The organism is Pseudomonas sp. LAM2023, assembly GCF_016620375.1.
Classification (GTDB): Bacteria; Pseudomonadota; Gammaproteobacteria; order Pseudomonadales; family Pseudomonadaceae; genus Aquipseudomonas; species Aquipseudomonas anuradhapurensis.
Map to the genome: position 1 here is coordinate 549,937 of NZ_JAENHV010000026.1, position 23,711 is coordinate 573,647.

General features: G+C 63.3%; 30 protein-coding genes and 1 pseudogene. 8 read left to right on the top strand and 23 right to left on the bottom strand.

Translation table 11 applies throughout. The features are described 5' to 3' along the window. Positions 1-68 precede the first annotated feature (68 nt). Genes arsC through JKP78_RS17495 form a run of 3 tightly spaced genes read left to right on the top strand, consistent with a single transcriptional unit; the run spans position 69 to position 1,430 of the window. Positions 69-422, top strand: a complete 354-nt coding sequence (gene arsC, locus JKP78_RS17485) for an arsenate reductase (glutaredoxin) (protein WP_186689783.1) — start codon at positions 69-71, stop codon at positions 420-422. Continuing rightward, complete coding sequence (gene wrbA, locus JKP78_RS17490) at positions 419-1,024, top strand: NAD(P)H:quinone oxidoreductase (protein WP_186689785.1); 606 nt, start codon at positions 419-421, stop codon at positions 1,022-1,024. The genes arsC and wrbA overlap by 4 nt, the downstream gene beginning before the upstream one ends. Further along, the gene (locus JKP78_RS17495; protein WP_200627075.1) at positions 1,017-1,430 is read left to right on the top strand and encodes a DUF2069 domain-containing protein; all 414 of its coding nucleotides are present in this window, start codon (positions 1,017-1,019) and stop codon (positions 1,428-1,430) included. The genes wrbA and JKP78_RS17495 overlap by 8 nt, the downstream gene beginning before the upstream one ends. A 113-nt stretch (positions 1,431-1,543) precedes the next feature. On the opposite strand, the gene JKP78_RS17500 is transcribed toward JKP78_RS17495, so the two are convergent. After that, entirely contained in the window at positions 1,544-2,215 is a 672-nt protein-coding gene (locus JKP78_RS17500; RefSeq protein ID WP_186689789.1) for a DNA-3-methyladenine glycosylase I, read from the bottom strand. A 4-nt stretch (positions 2,216-2,219) separates the two neighbouring features. After that, positions 2,220-3,044, bottom strand: a complete 825-nt coding sequence (gene ttcA, locus JKP78_RS17505) for a tRNA 2-thiocytidine(32) synthetase TtcA (RefSeq protein WP_170028698.1) — start codon at positions 3,042-3,044, stop codon at positions 2,220-2,222. 262 nt (positions 3,045-3,306) lie between these two features. On the opposite strand from ttcA, the gene JKP78_RS17510 reads away from it, so the two are divergent. Further along, the gene (locus tag JKP78_RS17510; protein ID WP_003252385.1) at positions 3,307-3,906 is read left to right on the top strand and encodes a Yip1 family protein; all 600 of its coding nucleotides are present in this window, start codon (positions 3,307-3,309) and stop codon (positions 3,904-3,906) included. Positions 3,907-4,032: 126 nt separating this feature from the next. Further along, positions 4,033-4,527 (top strand): SprT family zinc-dependent metalloprotease, encoded by a 495-nt coding sequence (locus JKP78_RS17515; RefSeq protein ID WP_170028697.1) that lies wholly within the window; start codon positions 4,033-4,035, stop codon positions 4,525-4,527. An 87-nt stretch (positions 4,528-4,614) separates the two neighbouring features. Here JKP78_RS17515 and fpr read toward each other — a convergent pair whose 3' ends face one another. Continuing rightward, positions 4,615-5,394, bottom strand: a complete 780-nt coding sequence (gene fpr, locus JKP78_RS17520) for a ferredoxin-NADP reductase (RefSeq protein WP_023381933.1) — start codon at positions 5,392-5,394, stop codon at positions 4,615-4,617. 120 nt (positions 5,395-5,514) lie between these two features. Between fpr and finR the strand changes: the two genes are divergently transcribed. Next, entirely contained in the window at positions 5,515-6,441 is a 927-nt protein-coding gene (gene finR / locus JKP78_RS17525; protein ID WP_170028696.1) for a LysR family transcriptional regulator FinR, read from the top strand. On the opposite strand, the gene JKP78_RS17530 is transcribed toward finR, so the two are convergent. From JKP78_RS17530 to JKP78_RS17540, 3 genes are all read right to left on the bottom strand, one after another. Continuing rightward, positions 6,438-6,803, bottom strand: coding sequence for a diacylglycerol kinase (locus JKP78_RS17530; RefSeq protein WP_004375479.1), 366 nt, complete (start codon positions 6,801-6,803; stop codon positions 6,438-6,440). The two genes, finR and JKP78_RS17530, sit on opposite strands and share 4 nt — an antisense overlap. Before the next feature lie 73 nt (positions 6,804-6,876). Beyond that, positions 6,877-7,527, bottom strand: a complete 651-nt coding sequence (erdR, locus tag JKP78_RS17535) for a response regulator transcription factor ErdR (RefSeq protein ID WP_016715442.1) — start codon at positions 7,525-7,527, stop codon at positions 6,877-6,879. A gap of 77 nt (positions 7,528-7,604) precedes the next feature. Beyond that, the gene (locus JKP78_RS17540) at positions 7,605-8,315 is read right to left on the bottom strand and encodes a tRNA-uridine aminocarboxypropyltransferase (protein WP_186689791.1); all 711 of its coding nucleotides are present in this window, start codon (positions 8,313-8,315) and stop codon (positions 7,605-7,607) included. Positions 8,316-8,534: 219 nt separating this feature from the next. Between JKP78_RS17540 and JKP78_RS17545 the strand changes: the two genes are divergently transcribed. Next, on the top strand, positions 8,535-8,954 hold the full coding sequence (locus JKP78_RS17545) for a quorum-sensing-regulated virulence factor family protein (RefSeq protein WP_186679130.1): 420 nt from the start codon (positions 8,535-8,537) through the stop codon (positions 8,952-8,954). A 16-nt stretch (positions 8,955-8,970) separates the two neighbouring features. Here JKP78_RS17545 and JKP78_RS17550 read toward each other — a convergent pair whose 3' ends face one another. Next, positions 8,971-9,180: a hypothetical protein gene (locus JKP78_RS17550; protein ID WP_186689793.1), complete on the bottom strand. Its 210-nt coding sequence runs from the start codon at positions 9,178-9,180 to the stop codon at positions 8,971-8,973. Between the two features lie 160 nt (positions 9,181-9,340). Between JKP78_RS17550 and JKP78_RS17555 the strand changes: the two genes are divergently transcribed. Further along, a complete protein-coding gene (locus JKP78_RS17555; RefSeq protein ID WP_170028692.1) occupies positions 9,341-10,459 on the top strand; it encodes an LOG family protein in 1,119 nt (372 codons plus the stop codon). Positions 10,460-10,579: 120 nt separating this feature from the next. Here the strand turns inward: JKP78_RS17555 and recX are convergent, their stop codons facing one another. The 16 genes and pseudogenes from recX to JKP78_RS17630 form a co-directional block, all read right to left on the bottom strand. Further along, the gene (recX, locus tag JKP78_RS17560; protein ID WP_200627076.1) at positions 10,580-11,050 is read right to left on the bottom strand and encodes a recombination regulator RecX; all 471 of its coding nucleotides are present in this window, start codon (positions 11,048-11,050) and stop codon (positions 10,580-10,582) included. A gap of 18 nt (positions 11,051-11,068) precedes the next feature. Further along, on the bottom strand, positions 11,069-12,136 hold the full coding sequence (gene recA / locus JKP78_RS17565; RefSeq protein ID WP_170028690.1) for a recombinase RecA: 1,068 nt from the start codon (positions 12,134-12,136) through the stop codon (positions 11,069-11,071). Between the two features lie 103 nt (positions 12,137-12,239). Beyond that, on the bottom strand, positions 12,240-12,722 hold the full coding sequence (locus JKP78_RS17570) for a CinA family protein (RefSeq protein ID WP_170028689.1): 483 nt from the start codon (positions 12,720-12,722) through the stop codon (positions 12,240-12,242). 91 nt (positions 12,723-12,813) lie between these two features. Continuing rightward, positions 12,814-13,302, bottom strand: coding sequence for a lysis system i-spanin subunit Rz (locus JKP78_RS17575; RefSeq protein WP_325166811.1), 489 nt, complete (start codon positions 13,300-13,302; stop codon positions 12,814-12,816). Next, on the bottom strand, positions 13,296-13,844 hold the full coding sequence (locus JKP78_RS17580) for a glycoside hydrolase family 19 protein (protein WP_170028688.1): 549 nt from the start codon (positions 13,842-13,844) through the stop codon (positions 13,296-13,298). The genes JKP78_RS17575 and JKP78_RS17580 overlap by 7 nt, the downstream gene beginning before the upstream one ends. Before the next feature lie 27 nt (positions 13,845-13,871). Next, positions 13,872-14,906: a phage late control D family protein gene (locus JKP78_RS17585; protein WP_200627077.1), complete on the bottom strand. Its 1,035-nt coding sequence runs from the start codon at positions 14,904-14,906 to the stop codon at positions 13,872-13,874. Positions 14,907-14,910: 4 nt separating this feature from the next. Further along, positions 14,911-15,117 (bottom strand): tail protein X, encoded by a 207-nt coding sequence (locus tag JKP78_RS17590; RefSeq protein WP_170028686.1) that lies wholly within the window; start codon positions 15,115-15,117, stop codon positions 14,911-14,913. Next, complete coding sequence (locus tag JKP78_RS17595; protein WP_200627078.1) at positions 15,092-15,937, bottom strand: phage tail protein; 846 nt, start codon at positions 15,935-15,937, stop codon at positions 15,092-15,094. Before JKP78_RS17595 ends, JKP78_RS17590 begins: the two co-directional genes overlap by 26 nt. Positions 15,938-15,946: 9 nt before the next feature. Next, positions 15,947-18,025: a hypothetical protein gene (locus JKP78_RS17600; protein WP_200627079.1), complete on the bottom strand. Its 2,079-nt coding sequence runs from the start codon at positions 18,023-18,025 to the stop codon at positions 15,947-15,949. A 125-nt stretch (positions 18,026-18,150) separates the two neighbouring features. Next, entirely contained in the window at positions 18,151-18,453 is a 303-nt protein-coding gene (locus tag JKP78_RS17605; RefSeq protein ID WP_170028683.1) for a phage tail assembly protein, read from the bottom strand. A 10-nt stretch (positions 18,454-18,463) separates the two neighbouring features. Then, complete coding sequence (locus JKP78_RS17610; RefSeq protein ID WP_200627080.1) at positions 18,464-18,973, bottom strand: phage major tail tube protein; 510 nt, start codon at positions 18,971-18,973, stop codon at positions 18,464-18,466. A 13-nt stretch (positions 18,974-18,986) separates the two neighbouring features. Continuing rightward, a complete protein-coding gene (locus JKP78_RS17615) occupies positions 18,987-20,153 on the bottom strand; it encodes a phage tail sheath subtilisin-like domain-containing protein (protein ID WP_200627081.1) in 1,167 nt (388 codons plus the stop codon). A gap of 82 nt (positions 20,154-20,235) precedes the next feature. Then, a complete protein-coding gene (locus tag JKP78_RS17620; protein WP_200627082.1) occupies positions 20,236-20,667 on the bottom strand; it encodes a phage tail assembly chaperone in 432 nt (143 codons plus the stop codon). A 66-nt stretch (positions 20,668-20,733) separates the two neighbouring features. Then, entirely contained in the window at positions 20,734-21,342 is a 609-nt protein-coding gene (locus JKP78_RS25495; RefSeq protein WP_442794008.1) for a gp53-like domain-containing protein, read from the bottom strand. A 573-nt stretch (positions 21,343-21,915) separates the two neighbouring features. Further along, a pseudogene (locus JKP78_RS25150) lies at positions 21,916-23,109 on the bottom strand (phage tail protein); the annotation flags it as partial. Next, positions 23,102-23,710 carry a phage tail protein I gene (locus JKP78_RS17630; protein ID WP_186689807.1) on the bottom strand — a complete coding sequence of 203 codons (609 nt, stop codon included), beginning with the start codon at positions 23,708-23,710 and terminating at the stop codon, positions 23,102-23,104. The gene JKP78_RS17630 and the pseudogene JKP78_RS25150, both read right to left, overlap by 8 nt. Position 23,711: the final 1 nt, after the last annotated feature.

The following is a 23,711-nucleotide window of genomic DNA, read 5'->3' on the forward strand; positions in this document are numbered from 1 at the left end:
GTTTTCAAGCAAATGTGTCAGTCGCTGCGGTTAGAATAGCCGTCACACCCTGCTGGATGCGACCCGACATGACCGACCTGACGCTCTATCATAACCCGCGCTGCTCGAAATCCCGCGGCGCGCTGGAACTGCTCGAAGCCCGCGGCCTGGCACCGACCATCGTGCGCTACCTCGAGACCCCGCCTGACGCGGCCACCCTCGCGGCCTTGCTCGGCAAGCTGGGCATCGGCCCGCGCCAGTTGCTGCGTACCGGCGAAGACGAATACAAGGAGCTGAACCTGGCCGACCCGGGGCTGACCGATGCGCAACTGATCGAGGCCATGGCCCGCCATCCCAAGCTGATCGAGCGGCCGATCCTGGTCGCCGGTGACAAGGCCGTGGTCGGCCGCCCGCCGGAGAAAGTGCTGGAGATCCTGCCGTGACCACGCCCTATATCCTGGTGCTGTATTACAGCCGCCACGGCTCGACCAGCGAGATGGCCAGGCACATCGCCCGCGGCATCGAGCTGGCCGGCCTGGAGGCTCGCCTGCGCACGGTGCCGGCGATTTCCACCGAATGCGAAGCGGTAGCCCCGGACATTCCGCCCAGTGGCGCGCTGTACGCCACCCTGGACGACCTGCGCCACTGCGCCGGGCTGGTACTGGGTAGCCCGACCCGCTTCGGCAACATGGCGGCGCCGCTCAAGTACTTCCTGGATGGCACCAGCAGCCTGTGGCTGGGCGGTGAGCTGGTCGGCAAGCCGGCGGGCGTGTTCACCTCCACCGCCAGCCTGCATGGTGGCCAGGAAACCACCCTGCTGTCGATGATGCTGCCGCTGATGCACCACGGCATGCTAGTCATGGGCCTGCCATACAGCGAGTCGGCATTGCTCGAGACCCGCGGTGGCGGCACGCCGTATGGCGCCAGCCACCATGCCGGGGCCGATGGCAAGCGCGAACTGGACGCCCACGAGATCGCCCTGTGCCGCGCCCTTGGCCAACGCCTGGCGAGCACCGCCAAGGCCCTGGAGGCCACACGTGGCTAGAAAGCCCAAGGTATTGCCAGCGCTGGAGTGGCTGGCCCCGCGCCTGCGCCTGACGCGGGCATTGAGCCTGGCGTTCTTCTTCGGCCTGATCGCCCTGCTGCTGGTGAACAACCTGGGGTTCGCCAACCTGCATGGGGCCCGGGTCGAGGTCATTCTGGCGATTGAACTGGTGCCGCTGCTGCTGTTGCTGCCGGGCATGCTGGCAGGCAGAGCCCGGGCGCATGCCTGGACCTGCTTCGTGGTGAACATCTACTTCATCAAGGGCGTGCTGGCGGCGTTCGACCCGGCGCGGGCGGTGTTTGGCTGGCTCGAGCTGCTGGTGAGCCTGGGGCTGTTCATCGCCGCGTTGCTGTATGTGCGCTGGAAGTTCCAGCATGAGCGGCGCCTGGCGGGCGAAGGCGGCTGATTTCAGGGCTGCTTTGCGGCCCTTTGGCGACACAATGCCGCCCCTACAGGGGATCGCCTGTTCCTGTAGCAGCGGCCGTGTGTCGCGAAGGGCTGCATAGCAGCCCCGGGATCTCAATGATTGACGGTATGCGCCAGCATCACCGACAACTGACACAGCGGCCGGCCACTCTCGGCATGCCACTGGTTGAACGCCTGCTGCACCAGGGCCAGGTCACGCTGGCTGGTCGGCGGCTTGTCGATCACCTTCTGCGCAATCAACGCCGCCGCCATGTCATCGGTAGGGATGAAGGTATCCTTGCCGACCATGCGCAGGAAGCGCGGCGCCGATAACCCGCCCAGCTGGTTGCCGTGCTTGGCCAGGTACTTCCACAGCCCGACGATATCGGTCACCGGCCAGTCGGCGATGAACGCGCCAAAGCTGCCGTGCGCCTTGGCGATATCCAGCACCAGCTGTGCATTGCGCGGCACACTCTTGAGCTTGCCCAGGTGGCGAATGATGCGCTCGTCCTGCATCAGCCGCTCCAGGTGTTCGGCGCCCATCAGCACCACCTTCTCCGGGTCGAAGCCGAAGAACACCTGTTCGAATGCCGGCCACTTGGCATCCACCAGGCTGTGCTTGAGCCCGGCGCGGAACACGCGCAGGGCCAGGGTCGACAGGTAGCGGTCATCGCTGATGTCGCGCAGTTGCGCCGGCGTGCGCGGCTGCGGCAGGAAGGCCTCCAGGGCCTGGGCCGAGCCGAAGCGGTTCAGGCAGTACGCGTGCAGCCACTGGTAATCGCGCATGGGCTCAGATGTTCAGCACGTCAAGGAAACGCGGCGTGGCGTTTTCGTCGATCTTCAGGCTGGTGAAGTCGAACAGGTTGCGGTCGGCCAGCTGCGACGGTGCCACGTTCTGCAGGGCGCGGAAGATGCTCTCGGTACGGCCCGGGTGCTTGCGCTCCCACTCCACCAGCATGTCCTTGACCACCTGGCGTTGCAGGTTTTCCTGCGAGCCGCACAGGTTGCACGGGATGATCGGGAATTCCTTCATGTCCGAATAGGCCTGGATGTCCTTCTCGCTGCAGTAGGCCAGCGGGCGGATCACCACGTTGCGGCCATCGTCGGCACGCAGCTTCGGCGGCATGCCCTTGAGCGCGCCGTTGAAGAACATGTTGAGGAAGAAGGTCTCGACGATGTCGTCGCGATGGTGCCCCAGCGCCATCTTGGTCGCGCCGATTTCGTCGGCGAAGGTGTACAGGGTGCCACGGCGCAGGCGCGAGCACAGCGAACAGGTGGTCTTGCCCTCGGGTACCAGCTCCTTGACCACCGAGTAGGTGTCCTTCTCGACGATGTGGTACTCGACGCCCAGCGCCTTGAGGTAGGCCGGCAGCACATGCTCGGGGAAGCCCGGCTGCTTCTGGTCCATGTTCACCGCGACGATCTCGAACTTGATCGGTGCCACCTTCTGCAGGTGCAACAGAACGTCGAGCATGGTGTAGCTGTCCTTGCCGCCGGACAGGCAGACCATGACCTTGTCGCCATCCTCGATCATGTTGTAGTCGGTGATGGCTTCGCCGGCGAGACGACGCAGGCGTTTTTGCAGTTTGTTCTGGTTGACCGAGAGGGTGCCCATAGCGCTTGGATCCGCGAGGTGTGACAAAAGCCGGCTATTTTACGCACAAACGCGACCGGGCTGTAGGCATTCCCGATAAAGACTTCAAGGTAATCAGCAGCCACCGCTACAGCGCGATTTGCTCTAAAAAGCACGATTTATGTGGGTAACGGCTTCCTATACTGCGAAATAGGGCCACATTACCGCTTGCTTCGGTGTTCGGGCCTGGGGCCGCTGCGCTCCATCTGGGGGGCGTCTGGCAACATTGAGAGGAGTGATCGGCATGATTCATCACGTTGTGGGGCTGTTTACCCATCCCGACCAGGAATGGCGGGAGATTCGTGGCGAAGAAGAAACCATCAGCCACATGTACCTGACGCACACCCTGATCCTGGCTGCGATCCCCGCCGTTTCGGCGTTCATCGGTACCACCCAGGTCGGCTGGGTGATCGGTGATCGACCGGCGGTGATGCTGACCATGGAAAGCGCCATCTGGATGAGCATCATGTCGTACCTGGCAATGCTCGCCGGGGTGGCGGTAATGGGTGCATTCATCCACTGGATGGCCCGCACCTACGATGCCAACCCATCCATGGCACAGTGCATCGCCTTTGCCACCTACACCGCCACGCCGTTGTTCATCGGTGGCCTGGCGGCGCTGTATCCGCACCTGTGGCTGGGCATGCTGATCGGCACCGCAGCCATCTGCTACACGGTATATCTGTTGTATGTGGGTTTGCCCACGTTCATGAACATACCGTCCGACGAGGGCTTCCTGTTCTCCAGTTCGGTGCTGGCGGTGGGCCTTGTGGTGCTGGTGGCCATCATGGCGGCCACGGTCATCATCTGGGGCCTGGGCGTGGGGCCCGTGTACACCAACTAGAACTTGACCAACACTGGGGCATCGCCAGGGGCCGCCGCAAGGCGGCCTCTGGCTGTGCGCTGACCGGTGGCTCGGCAGGCGGCCCGGGGTTGCGGCATAATGCTCGGCCAGGAGAACCATCCCGCCATGCCCGAGCTGCTCAAACAACGCGTCGAAACCTGTTACCAGCAAGCCGAAACCTTCTTCAAACGTACCTTCCCGCGCCCGGAAGTCAGCTTCAAGCTGCGCGGGCAAAAAGCCGGGGTCGCCCACCTGCACGAAAACCTGCTGCGCTTCAACCTGCAACTGTATCGGGAGAACCAGGAAGACTTCCTGCGCCAGACCGTGGCCCATGAAGTGGCACACCTGGTGGCCCACCAGCTGTTCGGTGACCGCATCCAGGCCCATGGCGAGGAGTGGCAGCTGATCATGCGTGGCGTGTATGAATTGCCGCCCAACCGTTGCCACAACTATGAAGTGCAGCGCCGCGTGGCTACCCGCTATATCTACCGCTGCCCGTGCCCGCAAAGCGATTTCCCGTTCACCGCGCAGCGGCACAAGCTGGTGCGCCAGGGGCGACGCTACCTGTGCAAGCAGTGTCGGGGAATACTGGTGTACAGCGGCGAGACGCGCGTCGAATAGGGTGGATAGCGCCGGAGCAGCACGCACAGGAATTCCAGGCATAAGAAAGGCGACCCATCGGTCGCCTTCTTTATACCTGGCTACGCCTTACTTCTCGACGAAGGCACGCTCGATCAGGTAATCACCCGGCTCGCGCATGCGCGGGGAGATCTTCAGGCCGAAGCTGTCCAGCACTTCGCTGGTCTCGTCGAGCATGCTCGGGCTGCCGCAGATCATCGCGCGGTCGTCCTGCGGGTTGATCGGAGGCAGGCCGATGTCGCTGAACAGCTTGCCGCTGCGCATCAGGTCGGTCAGACGGCCCTGGTTCTCGAACGGTTCACGGGTCACGGTCGGGTAGTAGATCAGCTTGTCGCGTACCGCCTCACCGAAGAACTCATTCTGCGGCAGGTGCTCGGTGATGAATTCGCGGTAGGCCACTTCGTTCACGTAGCGCACGCCGTGCACCAGGATCACTTTCTCGAAGCGCTCGTAGGTTTCCGGGTCCTGGATGACGCTCATGAACGGCGCCAGGCCAGTGCCGGTGCTCAGCAGGTACAGGTGCTTGCCGGGGTTCAGGTCGTCGAGGACCAGGGTGCCGGTGGGCTTCTTGCTGATGATGATCTCGTCGCCTTCCTTCAGGTGCTGCAACTGCGAGGTCAGCGGGCCATCCGGCACCTTGATGCTGAAGAACTCCAGGTGCTCTTCCCAGTTCGGCGAAGCGATGGAATAGGCGCGCATGAGCGGACGACCGTTGTCCTGCTGCAGGCCAATCATCACGAACTGACCGTTCTCGAAGCGCAGGCCCGGGTCGCGGGTGCACTTGAAGCTGAACAGGGTGTCGTTCCAGTGGTGCACACTGAGGACACGTTCGTGGTTCATGTTGCTCATCGAATGGGGCTCCTGAAGAAAGACGCGGCGCGCGCATACGCGCAGTTGCGCGATAGTTTAGGGGCAGCGACAATATCTGTTAACTGGATTATCAAGATATGTGTTATCGGTTATATCGATATGCGATTCACACTTCGTCAACTGCAGGTCTTCGTTGCCGTGGCGCAGCACCAGAGCGTCTCCCGGGCCGCCAGCGTGCTGGCGTTGTCGCAATCGGCCGCGAGCACCTCGATCACCGAACTTGAGCGCCAGTCCAGCTGCCAGCTGTTCGACCGCGCCGGCAAGCGCCTGAGCCTCAATGCCCTGGGCCAGCAACTATTGCCGCAGGCCGTCGCCCTGCTCGACCAGGCCAAGGAAATCGAAGACCTGCTCAATGGCAAGTCCGGTTTCGGCTCGCTGGCGGTCGGCGCCACGCTGACCATCGGCAACTACCTGGCCACCCTGCTGATCGGCAGCTTCATGCAGGTACACCCGGAAAGCCAGGTAAAGCTGCATGTGCAGAACACCGCACATATCGTGCAACAGGTTGCGCACTACGAAATTGATCTAGGTCTGATCGAAGGCGACTGCAACCACCCCGACCTGGAGGTTCAACCCTGGGTCGAGGACGAACTGGTGGTGTTCTGCGCGCCACAGCATCCTCTGGCCAAACTGGGCCGCGCCGATGTGCAGACATTGTCCCAGGAGGCCTGGATCCTTCGCGAACAAGGCTCCGGCACGCGCCTGACCTTCGACCAGGCGATGCGCCACCAGCGCACCAGCCTCAACATCCGCCTGGAACTGGAGCACACCGAAGCCATCAAGCGCGCGGTGGAGTCAGGCCTGGGTATCGGCTGCATTTCCCGCCTGGCCCTGCGTGACGCCTTCCGCCGCGGCAGCCTGGTTGCGGTGGAGACCCCAGAGCTGGACCTGAGCCGCCAGTTCTACTTCATCTGGCACAAACAGAAGTACCAGACTTCGGCCATGCGCGAATTTCTCCAACTGTGCCGCAACTTCACCGCGGGCTTTACCCGCAGTGACGAAATCGTGCTGCCGCCGATCGCTTAAAGCAGGATCACGCCCCACACCAGCGCCACCATGGTCAGTGCCACCAGTTGTGCGGCGCTGCCCATGTCCTTGGCGTTTTTCGACAGCGGGTGGCGCTCCAGCGAAATGCGGTCGATGGCCGCCTCGACTGCCGAGTTGAACAACTCGACGATCAAGCCCAACAGGCATACGGCAATCATGATCGCCCGCTCCGCACGGCTGACCGGCAGCCAGAAGGCTATCGGCACCAGCAGCACGTTGAGCAGCACCAGCTGACGGAACGCGGCCTCGCCCTTGAAGGCGGCGCGCAGGCCGTCCAGCGAGTAGCCAGCGGCGTTGAAGATGCGTTTGAGGCCGGTCTGGCCCTTGAATGGCGATGTCATGTGAGTCACTTCACAACCGAAAGGCCAGCAGCCTAGAGCGGCAAGGGTCAAAAAAGCGTGAATCGATGCGCAGTCAGTTGCTGGCAACCGATTCAAGTTGTTGCAGCAACAACGCGGCCTGGGTGCGGGTGCGCACGCCAAGCTTACGGAAGATTGCGGTCACGTGGGCCTTGATGGTTGCTTCCGACACATTCAGCTCATAGGCGATCTGCTTGTTCAGCAAGCCTTCGCAGACCATGGTCAGCACGCGGAACTGCTGCGGCGTGAGGCTGGCCAGGCCTTCGCTGGCGGCCTTGGCCTCGGCCGAGACGTCGACCTTTTCGAACGCCTGCGGCGGCCACCAGACTTCGCCGTCGAGCACCTTGCGTACCGCATCCTGGATCACTTCCAGGGTGCTCGACTTGGGGATGAAGCCGCTGGCACCGAACTCGCGGGACTTGACCACCACGGCGGCCTCTTCCTGCGCCGAAACCATCACCACCGGGATCTGCGGGTATTGCCCACGCAGCAGCACCAGCCCGGAAAAACCGTAGGCACCCGGCATGTTCAGGTCCAGCAGCACCAGGTCCCAGTCGGCTTTTTCGCTCAGGCGGGTTTCCAGTTCGGCGATGCTGGCAACCTCCACCAGGCGCACATCCGGGCCCAGGCCGAGGGTAACGGCCTGGCGCAGGGCACCACGGAACAGCGGGTGGTCATCGGCAATCAGGATTTCATAAGTGGCCATCGATCTAGGGATCCTGTTCTGTGTCGGGCACTCGGGTAGGCTCATTATGAACCAAAGCAGGGGTTGTGCCCCTTGGACTATAGGAAGGTATGCAAACGCTGATGGGTGTCGTCCTGCTCGTCCAGCGGCAGGCGCCGCTTGCCACTGAGGTAATGCAGGCTGAACACGTCCAGGTAGGCGTCCAGCGCCTGCGAGGCCTGGCTATCGCCGGCCAGGTCGAGGCACATGGCAGCCACTTCCGCCGTGCAGAAGTGATCATCGCGCCGCGAGCGGCGCAGGCGGTAGCGGGACATCTGCTCGGCGGCCAGGCTCAACACCGGGAAGCGATCAAGATACGGGCTTTTGCGGAACATCTTGCGGGCTTCGGTCCAGGTGGCATCCAGCAGGATGAACAACGGGCGCTTGCCCGGCTCACGCACTACCTCGCTGACTACCCGCTCCTGGGCAACGAATTCGCCAGGAAAGACGATATAGGGTTGCCAGCGCGGGTCGTCCAACAGGGCCAGCAAGCGTTCGTCGACCGAAGTGCGCAGCCAGCCGAAGGCGGAGGTGTCTTCGATCAGGTCGGCGATCAGCCATCCGGTATTGGTGGGTTTCAGCGGTTCGGTGTCATGCATCAGCAGGCACACGCCGGATTCGGCCTGCACCCGTGGCTTCCAGGCGCACAGGCAATGGCTGGCGATGACCCGGCAATCCGGGCAACGTTCGGCACGCGAGCCACGGGCGATGAAGGGCTTGTTGCTGCGCGCCAGGCGTTCGGCGCGCAGACGCGCTACCGCATGGCTCATGCCGGCAGGCCTCTGGACAGGTTGGGAATGGACACAAGGGTTGCTCGGTGAAAACAAGGCCGCCAGTCTACCAGAACAGGGGGCAATTGCTGTGCAGCTGGCAAGGCGGTCCTTATAATCGGCGTTTTACCGTGCCCTGACCTCGCACCTTCGCGATATTCACGGAACGCCGTCGACCCGCGCATGTCAAAGCGCCAGTCATCGAACCAGGAGAGATTCATGCTGCGCCGTATCGCCCCCGTCCTGAGCCTGATGCTCGCCCTGCCCCTGGCCGCCCACGCTGCCTCCAAGCAGGATTACGACTTGAACAACATGCTGCAGAAGGTGGCCAAGGAGAGCAGTGTCGGTACCCCGCGGGCCATCAACGAGGATATCCTCGACCAGGGTTACACCGTGGAAGGCAAGGCGCTGATCAACCACCTGAGCGTGCGCCAGAGCCACGCCGAGCGCATGCAGGCCAACCCGGAACAGGTTCGTAGCCAGCTGGGTGACAGCGTGTGCCGCAACACCGGTTTCCGCAATTTGATGTCCAAAGGCGCGGTCATGGTCTACCGCTTCACGGTCTACAAGACCAACCAGCCGATCATGGACCAGGCCTTCGACAATGCCAGCTGTGTGGCTGGCAACAAGAAGAAGTAGCGATTAGCTGCAATCGCTACGCCTTTTCGTCTTCACGGGCGCGCCAATGGCCTTCAGCGGCGTCGGCGCGCATTTCTGCCAGCAGCGCCTGCAAATACTGCGACTGGCACTCCAGCCCCGACAGCCTGCGTCGGCACTCGGCCTCCAGGCTCAGGTGGTGTACCTGGGCCGCCTTTTCCAGCCGCTGATACAGCTGCCGGTCCACCTCGATGATCAAGCGATGCATACCGCCACCTCCTGCATCGACACGTTTCGCTTTACCAGTTAACCAAACCCGCATCGCCAGTGGCTGCGTGCCGACGGGCGGGCGCATCAAACACCCCGGCACGATCGATCGCAAGGGTCTAGATTGAGGTCAGAGGTATTGGTGCAGAAGGAGACGTTGCATGCCTTACCAATCGAATGAACTGCTGTTCAGTCACTTCCGCGACAACAACATCGACCTGAGCAATATCGACGCACAATTGCAACTGGTGGCACCAGACAGCCCCAACCTACCGCTGTACCGCGACATGATGCTGACCATCCTGCGCATGGCCCATGACGACACCGACCGCTGGAGTGCCAAGATCACCCTGCAGGCCCTGCGGGAACTGGACCACTCGTTTCGCGCCCTGGAACGCTACAAGGACCGGCGCAAGGTAACCGTGTTCGGCTCGGCACGCACCCCACTGGAACACCCGATGTACGCCCTGGCCCGCGAACTGGGCGCGACGTTGGCGCGCTCCGACCTGATGGTCATCACTGGCGCCGGCGGCGGCATCATGGCGGCAGCCCACGAAGGCGCTGGCAGCGATCACAGCCTTGGCTTCAATATCACCCTGCCCTTCGAGCAACACGCCAACCCCACGGTGGACGGCACCGACAAGTTGTTGCCGTTCCACTTTTTCTTCATCCGCAAACTGTTCTTCGTCAAGGAAGCCGATGCCCTGGTGCTGTGCCCAGGCGGTTTCGGCACCCTGGATGAAGCGCTGGAAGTGCTGACCCTGATCCAGACCGGCAAAAGCCCGCTGGTGCCAGTGGTACTGCTGGACTCACCGGGTGGCAGCTTCTGGCGCGACTGCCTGGACTTCGTCAGCCGCCAGCTGGAAGAAAACCGCTATATCCTGCCCAGCGACCTGAAGCTGTTACGCCTGGTGCACAGCGCCGACGAGGCGGTGGAGGAAATCAACCAGTTCTACAGCAACTACCACTCCAGCCGCTGGTTGAAGAGCCAGTTCGTGATCCGCATGCACCACCCGCTCAGCGAAGCCGCGCTGTATGACATCCAGGAAGGCTTCGCCGACTTGCGCCTGAGCGGCAAATACCACCAGCAGCCTGACAGCAGTGCCGAGCACGAAGTGGGCAACTTCAGCCACCTGACCCGTTTGTCATTTGCCTTCAATGGCCGCGATCAGGGTCGCCTGCGCGAACTGGTGGACTTTATCAACCTGCCGGAGAACTGGGCCAAGCCGCAACCCATGCATACCACACAGCGGGCCCGGGAGGCGTTGAAAGCCAGTTGATACCGTGTTGCTAGCCTTGGGGGCGCCCTGCCCCCCTGTCGCAACACAAGGCCGCTCCTACAGGAACGGCGCAAGCCCTATGGCTGGCGCCATTCCTGCAGGAGCGGCCTGGTGTTGCATTTAGTAGTCGTCGAGATCACGCCCACTGAGCAGGCGGCCGATCATGTCCATCGGGAAACCCCGGTAAGCCAGAAACCGGGTCTGCTGGGCACGGCTACGCGGGTCGTGGGGGCGCTGGCCGGCAAACTTGCGCTGCCACACCTCACGCATGCGCTCGCTCCACTCTACCCCGCTGTCGCGCAGCGCCTGCTCGATGTCCGCCCGCGCCAAACCGCGCTGGCTCAGCTCCTCGCGAATTCGCGCAGGGCCATAGCCGGAGCCGGAACGATAACGGATGAAGCTTTCGAGGTAGCGGGCTTCGCTGAGCAGCCCTTCTGCGGCAAGCCGATCAAGCTCGGGCTCGATCAGCTCATCCGAAGCGCCGCGCTGACGCAATTTGCGCGTCAGCTCGACGCGACCGTGCTCACGTCGCGCGAGCAAGTCCATGGCTGTCCGCCGGATAGCGACGGGGGTGTCGAGTTCGGCGGACATGTTCGGCTATCCGTGCAATCAATAACCGGCGTCAGCGTCGGCCATGTCATCGGCATCAGCTTCGGCCGCAGCAGCCTTGCCGGCAGCCGCAACAGCACCAGCGGTCAGCAGCTTCTCGCGGATCTGCTTCTCGATCTCGGCGCCGATGGCCGGGTTCTCAGCCAGGTACTTGGCAGCGTTTGCCTTACCTTGACCGATTTTGTTGCCCTGGTAGGCATACCAGGCACCGGACTTCTCGACCAGCCCTTGGGCCACACCCAGGTCGATGATCTCGCCATTCCGGTAGATGCCCTTGCCGTAGAGGATCTGGAACTCGGCCTGACGGAACGGTGGCGACACCTTGTTCTTGACGATCTTGACGCGGGTTTCGCTGCCGACCACCTCGTCGCCTTCCTTGACTGCACCGGTACGACGGATGTCCAGACGCACCGAGGCGTAGAACTTCAGGGCGTTACCACCGGTGGTGGTTTCCGGGCTGCCGAACATCACGCCGATCTTCATACGGATCTGGTTGATGAAGATGACCAGGCAGTTGGCGTTCTTGATGTTACCGGTGATCTTGCGCAGCGCCTGGGACATCAGGCGAGCCTGCAGGCCCACGTGCATGTCACCCATCTCGCCTTCGATCTCGGCCTTGGGTACCAGGGCGGCCACGGAGTCGACGATGATCACGTCAACGGCATTGGAGCGCACCAGCATGTCGGTGATTTCCAGCGCCTGTTCGCCGGTGTCCGGCTGGGAAACCAGCAGGTCATCGACATTGACACCCAGCTTGCCGGCATATTCCGGGTCGAGCGCGTGTTCGGCGTCGACGAAGGCACAGGTGGCGCCGTTCTTCTGGGCTTCGGCGATGACCGACAGGGTCAGCGTGGTCTTACCCGACGACTCCGGGCCGTAGATTTCGACGATACGGCCTTTCGGCAGGCCGCCGATGCCGAGGGCGATGTCCAGGCCCAGGGAGCCGGTGGAGATGGCAGGGATCGCCTGGCGCTCATGGTCGCCCATGCGCATGACCGCACCCTTGCCGAATTGGCGTTCGATTTGACCCAGGGCCGCAGCCAAGGCGCGCTTCTTGTTGTCGTCCATTGAAATCCTCACGTGTTCGACTTGGCCCTGACGGCCGGAATACCTGTATAAGTAGCCAGTATTATTCCACAGGCAAGCGCGCGAGCAAACCCCTGTTGTCGATTTACTCGGCACCAAGCTGTAACAAGCCGTCTAACGCGGCGATCACCGTCTGTCGGCGCACGGCTTCGCGGTCGCCCTCGAAGTGCCGGCGTTCGCTGGTTACATGGTTGCCATCGGCCCAGGCCAGCCACACGGTGCCCACCGGTTTGGCCGGCGACCCGCCGTCGGGCCCGGCCACGCCACTGACTGCCACGGCGAAGCGCGCACCACTGGCGGCCTGGGCTCCACGGGCCATGGCCTCGACCACCTCCTGGCTGACTGCGCCAACCTCGGCGAACAACGCCGCCGGCACGTTCAACTGGCGGGTTTTCTGGGCATTGGAATAGGTCACGTAGCCGGCCTCGAACCAGGCAGAGCTGCCTGGAACACGGGTGATGGCTTCGGCGATACCACCGCCGGTGCACGATTCAGCAGTGCTGACCTGGGCGTTGAAGCGGCGCAGATGTTCGCCGAGACGGCTGGCGAGGACGGTGATCGGGTCCATGTCGGGTTCCTTGAAGGGCATGCAGACAACGTAACATTTTTGCGCCTGTCGCGTGCATGGCTCGCAGGCGCCAGATGCGTCCGGGCCTGCCTCAAGGCCCGCCGCGCACCTCCCGCACGTAAGCCTGGCAAGCCCGTAGCGCAATCAACCCCCGGTCGCCTTCATCGGTGATGGCGACAATTCGTCGAGCATGCGCCGGCTCAAGTCCGGCACGTACGGTTGCATGATCCAGGCGGGTGGCGCTGGTGGTGGTGGCGGGCACTGCGCCATGGAGGGTGTCGCGTTCGACCAGGACCGACAGGCGCAGATCGGCAGTAGCAAGACGATCACGCAGGCGAGCCTGAGACTGCTGGACATCGGCAAGTTCCTTGAAATGACGGGTTTCACTTTCTTCCAGGCGTCGTTCGAGCAGCTGACGCCGTTCACGTTCGGCCAGCAGCCGGGCAGCCTCGGCTTGCGCCTGGGCTTGCGCCAGTTGCGCCAGCTGCCGGCCATAGCGCCAGCCCTGAACCTGCCAGGCCAGGGCCATGGACAGCATCAGCAGGCAGCCAGCGAGCGCCAGCTGCCACCGGCTCAACACAACACCTCGCGCGCCCGCGCCCAGAGCTTGAGCCGGTCCTCCAGGCCATTGAGCCCACCATTGATATGACGCGTGATGCGGTTGAACTCGCCGCGGTCTGCCAGGGCATTGAGCCCACGCGAATGCCAGAACCACGCCGCCGACTCACAGGCCCAGCGTGGCTGTTCGAGCAGTTGCGGCTGCGCCAGCAAGCGCTCGTCGCCGAACAACGCGCGGCTGCAGGCCTGGTAATTGTTGCGCCCGGTCACCTGGATCAGGCCGCGCCCACAGTACCGCTGGCCATCGCCATCGGCCTGTGGCGTATTGCCCAGGCGCAAGGCCAGGCTGCCAGTGTCGTAGCGCGCCAGGTATTGGTCGTTGCCGAGTTCCTTCACATACCGGAACTGCCCGGACTCATGGCCAACCTGGGCGATGAACGCCGCCACGCGCTTGGGGTTGTCGATTTCCCAGCGCGGCAGGCTGAGGTTCAGTGCCGAAAGAAAAACGCCCGCTACCGGGCGGGCGTTCGGCAAGATCTGTAGCAATTGTGTTTCAGTGAGCATGGATGACTTTTCTCCCTGTATCGCTGCTCAAGCCTTGATCGCGGCCTGACGACGCGGTGCCGCGCCCTTGGCCTGTACTTTGCCCGCCTTGCCAGCATTGCCCTGCACGGTGGTGCGCCAGCCCGAGCTGGTGAACACCTGCTCCACCGAGTCGATCTGGTATTGCCCGTCGAGGCCATCGACAAAACCATGCAGGTCGATGCTGCGTTCGGCGAACAGGTCGGTACGCCCCGGCATGTCCAGGCGCACCTGGGCGGTAGCGCGGTTGAAGCTGGCCAGGCGGGCCCTGGCTGCCTCCTCGGCGGCAGCGCGGTTGGGGTAGAGATGGCGGTCGGTATGCACCGGCCGCTGCCCCCCGGCGGCGTCATCGTTGCCCAGCTCGATGGTCCTGGCCTCGCCACTGGCTGCGTCGAAATGGCGGGTGCGCACGGCCTTGCGCGCGGCCTTGTCGTCAAGGCGAAAGTGCCACTGGCTGACCTCGCCACGGGTAATGCCGACCACGCCCAGGGGCGTGCCGCTGGCGCTCTGCCCGCCCTGGCGCGGCAATACCAGCAGTTGGCCATTGGCAAGTTTTGCAGTGCTGTCGTATTGGCGAGCCAGGCGGGTGATGAAGTTGAAGTCCGATTCGTTGACCTGGTCGACCCGAGGTACCTGTGTGAGCACCGGGCAGATTGCCTGCCAGCCATTGCGCGCGCCGATTTCGGCGACGATGCGCTGCAACGGCACGGCCTCCCAGCTGCCGCTGCGGACGCTCCGGCCACTGCCGCGCAGGTCGCTGGCCTTGCCGCGAATCACCAAGGTACCGGGCGGGCCGGACACCTCGACTTCATCGACGGTGTAGCGCCCCAGCCGGGTCAGCGGTTGGCCGGCGTAACCCAGTTGCAGCTCGATCAGTGCACCGCGAGCCGGCACGGCCACGGTCCCGTCCCGGGCATCGATGCGCAGCTCGAAGTCATCCGCTTCCATGCCCGGTTTGTCGGTGGTGCGCAGCAGCAACAGGCGATCGTTGATCAGTGCGGTAATGTCCTTGCCATCGGCCTGGATGCGAAATTGTGGCTGCATGGCATCAGCTCCACAGCTGCACGACGTCAGCCGCTGCCAGCGCCAGTGCCGGCAAGCGGAACGTCACGCCGCTGCGAAATGGCTGCGCCTCATCGGCCAAGCCCTGGTTGGCTTGCAACACCGCTTCGACGCTGCCATCGAGATGCCCGTAATACTGCTGGCAGAGGGTGTCGAGCAGGTCGCCCTCAGACGTTTTGCAGGTCTTGTCCATAACTGACGAACTCCAGTGAGAAACCTTGTTTGCGTGGAATGCCGCCAGCAAGCAAGGTGCCCTGCTCTTCCTCGATGCGGGTCAGGCACCAGGTGCCGAGCACTTCGCCATAGCCGGTGGTCAACGACAGCGGCAGCAGCTGGCGGCCGATGCCACGCAGGGCCTGCAGCTGGCCCAGCCCGCCCTTGAAGCCCGGGTAGATCGCGCCACGGATGGTGATGCTCTCTTCACCCTGGCTCACCGCCTGCTGGGCATGCTCGCGGCCCAGGCGCTCCTGCCCGGCCCAGCGAAAGCGCGTTTGCCGGCGCAGTTGGTCGAAGGCGGCGGTGTCGAGGTTGAAGTAATACGGCGCGCTGTTGGCCTGCAGCGGCTGCAGTACCAGCAGGTGCGGGAACGGCTTGATCGCTTGCGCCGTCGGCGTTGCATCCGGGGCGAAGCCGAAGGTCGACAACACGCCGTTGGCGACCGAGCGCACATCCCCGATCACCCGCCGCACAGCCGCGCCGGCCTTGCCCAGGTGCTCGGTGAAGGCCTCGACGCGGGCGCGCACCTTGCGCACCACATCGAGGGCCTGGTCGTACTTGGCAATCACCTTGTCGACGCGCTGCCTGGCCGAGTCGATGGCGCGCAGGGTGCGCTGCAGGCGTTTGCCGATTTGCGGGCCGATCCATGGCAGGGCTTCGAGCTCGGCGGCTGCCTCCCTGGCATGGCCGACCGCCTGGTTCATCGGGTCGAGCATGGCGTCGGCACGCCGACGCCCCGCCTCGCCCGCCTTGACTAGTGCATGCAAGCCGCCTTGCAACTGTTCCAGGTAGGTCATGGGTGCTCCTCATGGCTGTGGTTGATCGACCATCTGCACCGCGCGCGCCTGACGCATCAGGTCGTCGAGCACGCGGCGAGCGATGGTTTCCAGTTGTTGCAGGGTGGTCGGGTCATCGAAGCTGTTGTGCAAGGTCACCGGCATATTGGCGGTGAAGGTGAATTGCTGGTTGATGGCGGGTGGAGCCATAGCCGGGGACGGCGGTATCGAAACAGCAGGCGACGGCGTGGGCGGGCCGACGTTTTTCGGCAATCGGGTCGCCTGCTCGAGGAAACCGGCAACCTCCTGGTTCGCCTGCGGCATAGCCGAGCCGGCGACAGCTTGCCCGGCCTTGCCCGACGCGTCGCCAATGAGCTTGGCGCCCATGCCACCCAGGTAACTGCCACCCAGGCTGCCTAGCAGGCCACCGATCGCGGCGCCGATCACGGTTCCGATACCCGGTACCACCGAGCCGATCATCGCGCCGGCTGCCGCACCACCGAGCCCACCGGCCGATGAACCGGCCAGGCTGCCAACCAACTGCGCTGTCGCAGTGGCAGGCAACGGTGCAGGTGTGCTGACGCCTTTCTGCAAGCGGCTTGGTTGTTCCGGGGAAGCGGCAATATCCTGGCTCGCCGCTGGCGCATCGGAGCCGACGACGGCTGCCACGGCCTTGCCCAACGCGCCCCCGACCCATTCACCGCCGATGCCGCCCAGATAACCGCCACCCAGGCTGCCCAGCAGGCCGCCGACCGCGCCGCCGATCACGGTTCCTACACCCGGTACCACCGAGCCAAGCATGGCACCTGCTGCCGCGCCACCGAGCCACCCGGCCGAGGTGCCGGCCAGGTTGCCACCCAAGCCGCCGAAAACCTCGCCATAGCCTTGCAGCTTTTCCGCGGCAGTGCCGTCACTCTGGTAGATGTCGGCCACCTGCAGCGAGGTATCCAGCACTGCCGTCAGTGGCACGCGCTTAAACAGTGTTCCTGCCAATGGCAGCTGTTTGCCTGTGCCGAGCGAAGGTAGGGAAGAGACGCCCTGGGCAATGGCTTGCGCCTCCTCCAGCACAGGCGCCTCGCTGCTTTGCGGCGCTGGCTTTTCCTCCTGCGTGATCCAGTTGAACAGCGCACCGCCGGCCTCCCCTCCCGCAGCCTCGCCCACCTGGCCGCCGAATTTGGCCCATTGCTCCTGCGCGGCCTCCTCCTGCGTTTTCTCAGCTGCGTTTCCAGCCGCCTGCTTGTGGGCCGGGTCTTTTTGCGCCTTGAGTTCAGCTTTGCGCTTGCTCTGACGCCTGCGCTGGCGACTCCCCCTGCTCATGCTGCTGCTCGAGGCTTTGCCCAGCGCTTTGCCTTTACCTTTGAACAGCAGCGGTGCCATGGCGCCCAGCATGCGACCGCCGATTTCACCGACGGCAGCGCCGACGCCACGTGCCCTTTCTTCGCCATCCTCGGCGGTGATGACCGCCTTGGCGACCTTGCCGAGGGTTTCGACACGGTTGTCCTGCCACTCCTTGGCAACACGCTGGCGTATCGCGCGCTGTCTTTCCGGGGGCAGTTTGCGCACGACGCCAGCGATAGCAGCCCCGCTACCGCCAGCGACCAACGCCAGGCCCGCGGCGAGGTTGCTCGTGCCGTCATCGGCATGCACGCCGGGAGCCTGCCTGGAAGCCTTCGCGGGACCTTGCGCAGGCGCTTGCACCTTGCCTGGTGCGGCTGCGCCTTGCCCCTGCACCACCGAGTGCCATTGTTGAAAGACATTGACCGTCATCTGCCCCGGCAGCGGCTTGAGCTGCGCCAGCCCGGCAATCACCCGGTCCAGCATCAGGTAATGCCGGCGCAAACGCTCAACGGCATCGGCTTCATCTCCCAGCCCGGTGATCGGCTGTTCGTCCTGCTGTGCCTGGTCCAACGCCAACTGGCGCTCAACCTGGCGTAGCTTGCCGAGCTCCAACCCCAGCCGGATCACTTCGCCGACGAGCCGGCCAAGCCGGGTGCCGTCAGCCTGCCTGCGCAGGCGTTCGACATCCCGGCGCAGCAGCTCGATGGCCTGGCCCAAGGGGTTGATGGCGGTGACGCCGAGCCCGAGCGAGAACAGCTGTGTGTTCGCCATAGGTTCCTCCTTGTCACGGGGCGAGCCACCAGACCATGTCGCTGTACGACATGGTCATGATTTCGCTCGCGGAAAAATTCAGCTCCTTGGCCAGCCGTCGGGCGGCGGCCTTTTGCCGGGCCGGGTCAAAGTTCGTCGTCCTGCACCAGGCGAAAATAACCGCTCTGCAGGCGGCTATAGTCCTTCAGGGTGAGGCCTTCGAGGTCCTTGATGCCGACCTCGGCCAGCGACGCGAACAGGTTCAGTTCACGCTGCTCGTCATCGTCCACGCCGCCGGCCTGGGCATTGCGGATATCGCGCACGGTCGGCGCCCGCAGCGACAGGCTGTCGACCTGGACGCCATTGGCTTCGCTGGGGCGTGACAGGCGCACGGTGACGCGGTCGGCGCTCAGGGTCAGCCATTGGGGCTGCTTGTTCACGTGAGCCATGGTCATCTCCTTACAAGCCAAGCGCGGCGCGCTGGGCGGCCAGTTGGTCAACGCCATCGATCACACGCTTCATGCCCAGCGCGTCGATCTCGTAGACCAGGCGGCCATCGACTTCGAGTTTGTAGTAGGTCAGGCCGACGCTGTGCTTGATCTCGGCCTTGTCACCGGACTTCCAGTCGCCCATGTCGATTTCCTTGAGCGTGCCACGCAGGGTGACCACTACCGGGTTGATCTTGCCCTTGAGGCCCTTGAAGGCGCCGCGGAACGTGCCGTTGAAGCCGCTGCCGCCGGCCAGGCCGAAGAACTTCAGCGCTTCGCGGCGCACGCCGGTGGTGGTGAAGGCCGCCTCCTGCTTCTCCATGCCCAGGTCCATCTCGACCGGCATGTCCATGCCGCCAGGGCGGTGCTCTTCCATCTTCAGGGTGAGTTTGGGCAGGGTCAGGCTGGGTACATCGCCCTGGAAGCTGACGCCATCGACGAACAGGTTCAGGTTGGCCAGGGTTTCGGGAATCATTGCCATGTGGATGCGCTCCTTAAGCGGCGGAATCGAGGACTTCGGTCAGCCACTGGTTGGTGACTTCGACGCGGAAATTGGGGTTTTCGGCAGGTGGCACATCGGTGAAGCGGATGTTCCAGTACACCTTGCCCTGCTCGAGCTGGCTGGCGGTGTTCAGCTCCGGGTCGGCGAAGACCTCGAAGTTGATGATCGCGCCCTGGTTCTTCAGGTCGCGCATGAAGGCCTGCAGGCCCTCGGTGACGTCCTTGACGTAGGTGGCGGTGATGGCGCGGTCGACAGCCCACTTGTGGCCGTAGAGGATCGCGTCCATGACGATGTCCATGGTCCGTACGCGGGTGACGAACGCCCATTTCGGGTCGCTCGACAGGGTACGGTTGCCCCACAGGCGGAAGCCGTCGTCGCGGATGATGGTGGCGATGTTGGCGTTGTTCAGCAGGTTGGCGCGGCAGCTGTCATCACCATCGAGGAACTCCACCGGGCGGGTGGTACCGGTGATGCCGACGAACTCCTTGTTCGAGGGCGAGGCCCAGAACCCGTATTCGCGGTCGGTCCAGGCGAACAGGCCGGCGACCCAGGCCGAACCGGGCGCATCGACGGTGGCTTGCTCGCCGTTATCCCAGTACTGCACGCCCGGGTCGACCAGGAAGGCGCGTTTGGCGCCGAAGTTCTTCGCGTAGTCGATGGCCGCCTGGTCGGTGCTGTTGGGGCCGTCGATGATGGCGATGCCGCGCAGCTTGTCGGCCAGGGCCACCAGTGCCGTGCCCACCGCCTGGGTGGCGCTGTGGCGCGGCGCTGCCAGCAGGCGTGGCTGGGCGTTGAAACGGCTCTTGCCGTCCAGCAGCGCCTGCAGGCCGGTGCGTTTGCCGTCGGCCTGCACCGCGCCGATGATCGCGGCGGTCTGCTCCGCTGCATCGTCCAGCTTGGCCACGCCGCAGGCGACGATGACCGCCTTGGCGCGGGTGTAGATGGCGCGGCAGGCCTTGGTGATGGCGGCGTTTTCGCCGAAGGCGGCGACCGCTTCACGCTCGCTGGTGATCAGCACCAGGTCGTTGGCCTTGGCCGTGGCGCCGGCGCCCTCGGTGAAGGTGTCGACCAGGCCGATGATCGAGGAAGAAGGCAGCGCGATGCTGCGGGCACCGGTGTCGATGTTTGTTACGGTGACGCCGTGGAAGAATCCAGCCATGTTTACTCCAGATATGAAAAGGCCCCGCAAAGCAGGGCCAAGTGGGACAGCGGAAAAGAAAACGCCCCGTCGGTGCGGGGCGTTATTCGACTAATTCAGCGAGCCAGGACGGCGCCACAGGGCGCTGACCGTCACTGGGGAACGACTCAACCTGGGGCCACTCGCGAAGCCACTTGCGATACTGCTGGAGTTGAGAATATTGCTCACTGGTCAGCGTGGTTTCGCCGTCAGCCTCTTGCTCATCACGATGGCGAGCAACAAGCGGGTCAGTAACCAGCAATTGTCCGTCACGCCATACGCGCGCCTGTTCCTCCAGCTCAGCCTTGGTTGGCTTGGGCGGATACGCCAGATATGGCATGCCGTCGGCCCCCCAACAGATAACCTTGCCGGCGCTTTTGCCGGCGAATAACTCAGCGTGTTGCTCCCGGGTTATCTCAAGCGCGTCTTCGGGAATAGCGTCATGAATCGCACTATCAAAGAAAGTCTTGCTCGATTTACTAGTGAAAATGGCCATAAGCAATCAATACCCTTTAATTAAGAATTCCACTGACTGCAACTTGCATAAGAGTCATCACGCTCCCTAATTGCCCGTGGCTTCCCAGTACACAACCCGCATGCTCTGTACGTTGTTATCAATAAACACCTGTGCGTCAACCCCGTTCTTCAATGGCATGCCTATGCTAAGCGCCTGTCGACAGGATCGATGAATCGCCACAGCGTCATAATCCGAGGTCCATATTCCGATTGACCCCACGACATTAAGGCATGCGTTGGGAAACTGGACCGGGAAAACAATATCGATAGCTGCACTTGAGCCACCGGTGGGCGCTAGAATGCAGCCCCACTGCCTGATTAAGCCGCTCGGCAACTTCTGGTAGCCGTTTACCCCCAGGTTTGCCAGGAACTGCCCGCTGTGCTTGTTCATCTGAGAGCCGCCGACCATACGCCACCCAGTCCCTACGTTAACCAGCACTACCGAATCCAGCGATGCCATTTCAAAGGAATTGACGGTATAACCTGCACCTGCTCCCGGGGCGATCAGTTCAGCTCCGTACGCTTTGATAGTTAAGGGCGAAGGATTGGCGCCAGAAGAGAAGTGAATCAAGGCACCAACGCCAACGCTCGCAATCGGTGGAAGCGTGATAGTTTTACCCGCCAGTTCGGCGGCTCCCACAAGCTGTGCCCCCATATGAGCAGCCGTCAGGGAGAGACTGTCTGTGATATTTATGACGCCCCTCAGGTTACCCAATGCTCGTTGTACGAACTCAGTGGTAGCCAGCGCCTTAGAGCTATCAAACTGTAATTGAGTTGTCCAAACTGCGGCCTTTAGCGCGCCAGAATAACGAATCGCCGCACTACCGTGCAGCGCGTACCACACACCATCACCAGGGATGCGCACAAGCGTCACGGTATCGCCGGGCAGCACCTCCAGCGTGGCTAGGTTGCCGTTACCCGCACGAATCGAGCCGCCCCCAGTTGCTGGCGCAATGGTCGTCGTACCGGCCCCTTGATTGTAAATGTGAAAAGCCCCGCCACCAGCAATATCGGCCACGTTAGGCAGCGTCAAGGTAATATTTGACGCAGTGTTCGTCGCCAGGGTGCTCCCGAGATCGTCAGCCGTCAGCACGCGGTTAGCGCTGATGTTGAATACAGAGAAACGGTAGTTCCCGAGGGCGCGCTGCACAAACTCGGTCGTGGCCAAGGATGTGTCAGCATAGAACTGGGCTGGTGTCGGACCTCTTGGGGCGCCGGTAAACACCGGACTGGCCAAAGGCGCCTTGAGCGCCAGGGCGTTGGTCACTGTCGTGGCGAAGTTCGGATCGTTGCCCAACGCCGCCGCCAACTCGTTGAGAGTGTCCAGAGCGCCCGGCGACGATGCCACCAACGCTGCAATTGCAGCCTGCACAAACGCGGTGTTCGCTAGCTGAGCCGTATTGGTCCCTGCCACCGCTGTGGGCGCCGTCGGCACGCCCGTCAGCGCGGGGCTGGCCAAGGGCGCTTTAAGCGCAAGTGCCTGGTCGACCTGCGTCTTTGTGTAGACATCGGTCAAGCCATACCCCGCCACCGTAGTCGGGTTGGTCGCAGCGATGACGCGGCCGTAAGTATCCACCGTGACGCTGCGGTAAGTGCCGCTAGCCACACCGGTGCGTCCAAACACCATTTCATACGCCAGGGCAGTAACCCCCAGGGTAATCGGCGCATCGGTCACCAGCTGCCAGACGCTTTCCGCGTTGACCGTGCCGCGTTCGACCAGCACCAGCATGCCAGGGGTTACCTTGGCGCTACTGTCCGCATCGGAACAGCGGGTCCAAGCGCCGCCGGCCACCAGATACAGGCCATTATCCTTGGCTGCGGTCTGGTTCTTCACCAACACCCGCGCCCCGGCAGTCAGCGCCACGCCATCAACCGTCTGCAACCCGGTCAAGGCAATGTTCGCCGTAGTCGCCGCCACCACCGAATGCTTGAAATCCTGCCTGGCCAGTTCCTCGGTAACCCACTCCCGAGTCGCCAGCACCACCGCCGGATCGATCTTCAGCTGCACATTGCTGGCGCTGCTGACCACCAGGTTCATCCGCACTACCTGGGTCCGTCCCGAGCCCTGGCTCAACAGCGGCTTGTAGGTGGGCGCGCAGTTGGCCACGGCAACCATGTCGCCATCGGCATCGTAAAGCGCGATCTCGCGAATCCACTTGCCGCCGACGTCAGCCGGGATGACCTGTTCGGCAATGATGATCGCGCTGTTCTTGTCATCCACCTTCAGCTGGTTCAACGGCGCGCGGCGCCATTCGTTGATCAGGCTGGTCTGGGTGGCATTCGGGGTAGGGTCGCTGCCGTTGGCATCGCCGACACCCATCTGGGTGATTTTCCAGGCAATGCCCAAGGCATCGGCATTGGCCTGTTTCGCCGCGCCCACGTTGGTGAGGATGGCGTAGAACTGAGAAGTCTGGTCAACCATGTGCAATGTCCAAGGTATCGATTGTGTGTTCACGGCCGCCACGCCCCACCACGCCGCTGACTTCGATGTCACGGGGCGCCAGCGGGTAGATGTCCAGTTCGTCGCCGTCCTGGATCGCGCAGCCGAAATGAAGGGCGCCACGGCTTTCGAGGCTGATCACCAGGCCGGTCAGGTGGCGGCTGACCGGGCGGGCGTCGTCGATCAGCGCAGACAGCTCCTGGTAGGTGCCTTCGCTGATGCCGGCATCGGAAACGCCGATCTTCAGCGCAAAGGTGCCCGCCGGGGCCGGCGGTGTGGTTTGCCACCATTCCTCTACCTCGATCAGGTAGCCGAACGGCTCCACTACCCGCCGCAGTGCACCCAAGGTGCCTTTGTGGGCATGGACGAAGAACGCCGAGCGGATCACCGAGCGTTTGATTTCATCGCTCCAGCTGTCCTCCCAACGGTCCACCGACCAGGCCCAGGCCAGTTGGTACAGAAGGTGCGCCGGGCAGGTAGCGGGGTTGTAGAGTTGGCGCAGGCTGACCTTGAGGTCCTCGTCGGCAGCCACTTCGATGGCCCGCTCCAGCGCAGTGCGGTTGAGCGGCAACAGGCTGTGCATG

Coding starts and splice junctions, on each gene's coding strand:
- JKP78_RS17610 (WP_200627080.1), bottom strand. CDS start 18,973: ATGGCAATGATTCCCGAAACCCTGGCCAACCTGAACCTGTTCGTCGAT.
- JKP78_RS17555 (WP_170028692.1), top strand. CDS start 9,341: ATGCCTTACCAATCGAATGAACTGCTGTTCAGTCACTTCCGCGACAAC.
- recA (WP_170028690.1), bottom strand. CDS start 12,136: ATGGACGACAACAAGAAGCGCGCCTTGGCTGCGGCCCTGGGTCAAATC.
- JKP78_RS17540 (WP_186689791.1), bottom strand. CDS start 8,315: ATGAGCCATGCGGTAGCGCGTCTGCGCGCCGAACGCCTGGCGCGCAGC.
- JKP78_RS17500 (WP_186689789.1), bottom strand. CDS start 2,215: ATGCGCGATTACCAGTGGCTGCACGCGTACTGCCTGAACCGCTTCGGC.
- ttcA (WP_170028698.1), bottom strand. CDS start 3,044: ATGGGCACCCTCTCGGTCAACCAGAACAAACTGCAAAAACGCCTGCGT.
- fpr (WP_023381933.1), bottom strand. CDS start 5,394: ATGAGCAACATGAACCACGAACGTGTCCTCAGTGTGCACCACTGGAAC.
- JKP78_RS17615 (WP_200627081.1), bottom strand. CDS start 20,153: ATGGCTGGATTCTTCCACGGCGTCACCGTAACAAACATCGACACCGGT.
- JKP78_RS17630 (WP_186689807.1), bottom strand. CDS start 23,710: ATGCACAGCCTGTTGCCGCTCAACCGCACTGCGCTGGAGCGGGCCATC.
- JKP78_RS17570 (WP_170028689.1), bottom strand. CDS start 12,722: ATGGACCCGATCACCGTCCTCGCCAGCCGTCTCGGCGAACATCTGCGC.
- JKP78_RS17510 (WP_003252385.1), top strand. CDS start 3,307: ATGATTCATCACGTTGTGGGGCTGTTTACCCATCCCGACCAGGAATGG.
- JKP78_RS17590 (WP_170028686.1), bottom strand. CDS start 15,117: ATGGACAAGACCTGCAAAACGTCTGAGGGCGACCTGCTCGACACCCTC.
- JKP78_RS25495 (WP_442794008.1), bottom strand. CDS start 21,342: ATGGGGGCACAGCTTGTGGGAGCCGCCGAACTGGCGGGTAAAACTATC.
- JKP78_RS17605 (WP_170028683.1), bottom strand. CDS start 18,453: ATGGCTCACGTGAACAAGCAGCCCCAATGGCTGACCCTGAGCGCCGAC.
- recX (WP_200627076.1), bottom strand. CDS start 11,050: ATGTCCGCCGAACTCGACACCCCCGTCGCTATCCGGCGGACAGCCATG.
- arsC (WP_186689783.1), top strand. CDS start 69: ATGACCGACCTGACGCTCTATCATAACCCGCGCTGCTCGAAATCCCGC.
- JKP78_RS17545 (WP_186679130.1), top strand. CDS start 8,535: ATGCTGCGCCGTATCGCCCCCGTCCTGAGCCTGATGCTCGCCCTGCCC.
- JKP78_RS17595 (WP_200627078.1), bottom strand. CDS start 15,937: ATGACCTACCTGGAACAGTTGCAAGGCGGCTTGCATGCACTAGTCAAG.
- erdR (WP_016715442.1), bottom strand. CDS start 7,527: ATGGCCACTTATGAAATCCTGATTGCCGATGACCACCCGCTGTTCCGT.
- finR (WP_170028696.1), top strand. CDS start 5,515: ATGCGATTCACACTTCGTCAACTGCAGGTCTTCGTTGCCGTGGCGCAG.
- JKP78_RS17585 (WP_200627077.1), bottom strand. CDS start 14,906: ATGCAGCCACAATTTCGCATCCAGGCCGATGGCAAGGACATTACCGCA.
- JKP78_RS17600 (WP_200627079.1), bottom strand. CDS start 18,025: ATGGCGAACACACAGCTGTTCTCGCTCGGGCTCGGCGTCACCGCCATC.
- JKP78_RS17530 (WP_004375479.1), bottom strand. CDS start 6,803: ATGACATCGCCATTCAAGGGCCAGACCGGCCTCAAACGCATCTTCAAC.
- JKP78_RS17580 (WP_170028688.1), bottom strand. CDS start 13,844: ATGCTCACTGAAACACAATTGCTACAGATCTTGCCGAACGCCCGCCCG.
- JKP78_RS17620 (WP_200627082.1), bottom strand. CDS start 20,667: ATGGCCATTTTCACTAGTAAATCGAGCAAGACTTTCTTTGATAGTGCG.
- JKP78_RS17550 (WP_186689793.1), bottom strand. CDS start 9,180: ATGCATCGCTTGATCATCGAGGTGGACCGGCAGCTGTATCAGCGGCTG.
- JKP78_RS17515 (WP_170028697.1), top strand. CDS start 4,033: ATGCCCGAGCTGCTCAAACAACGCGTCGAAACCTGTTACCAGCAAGCC.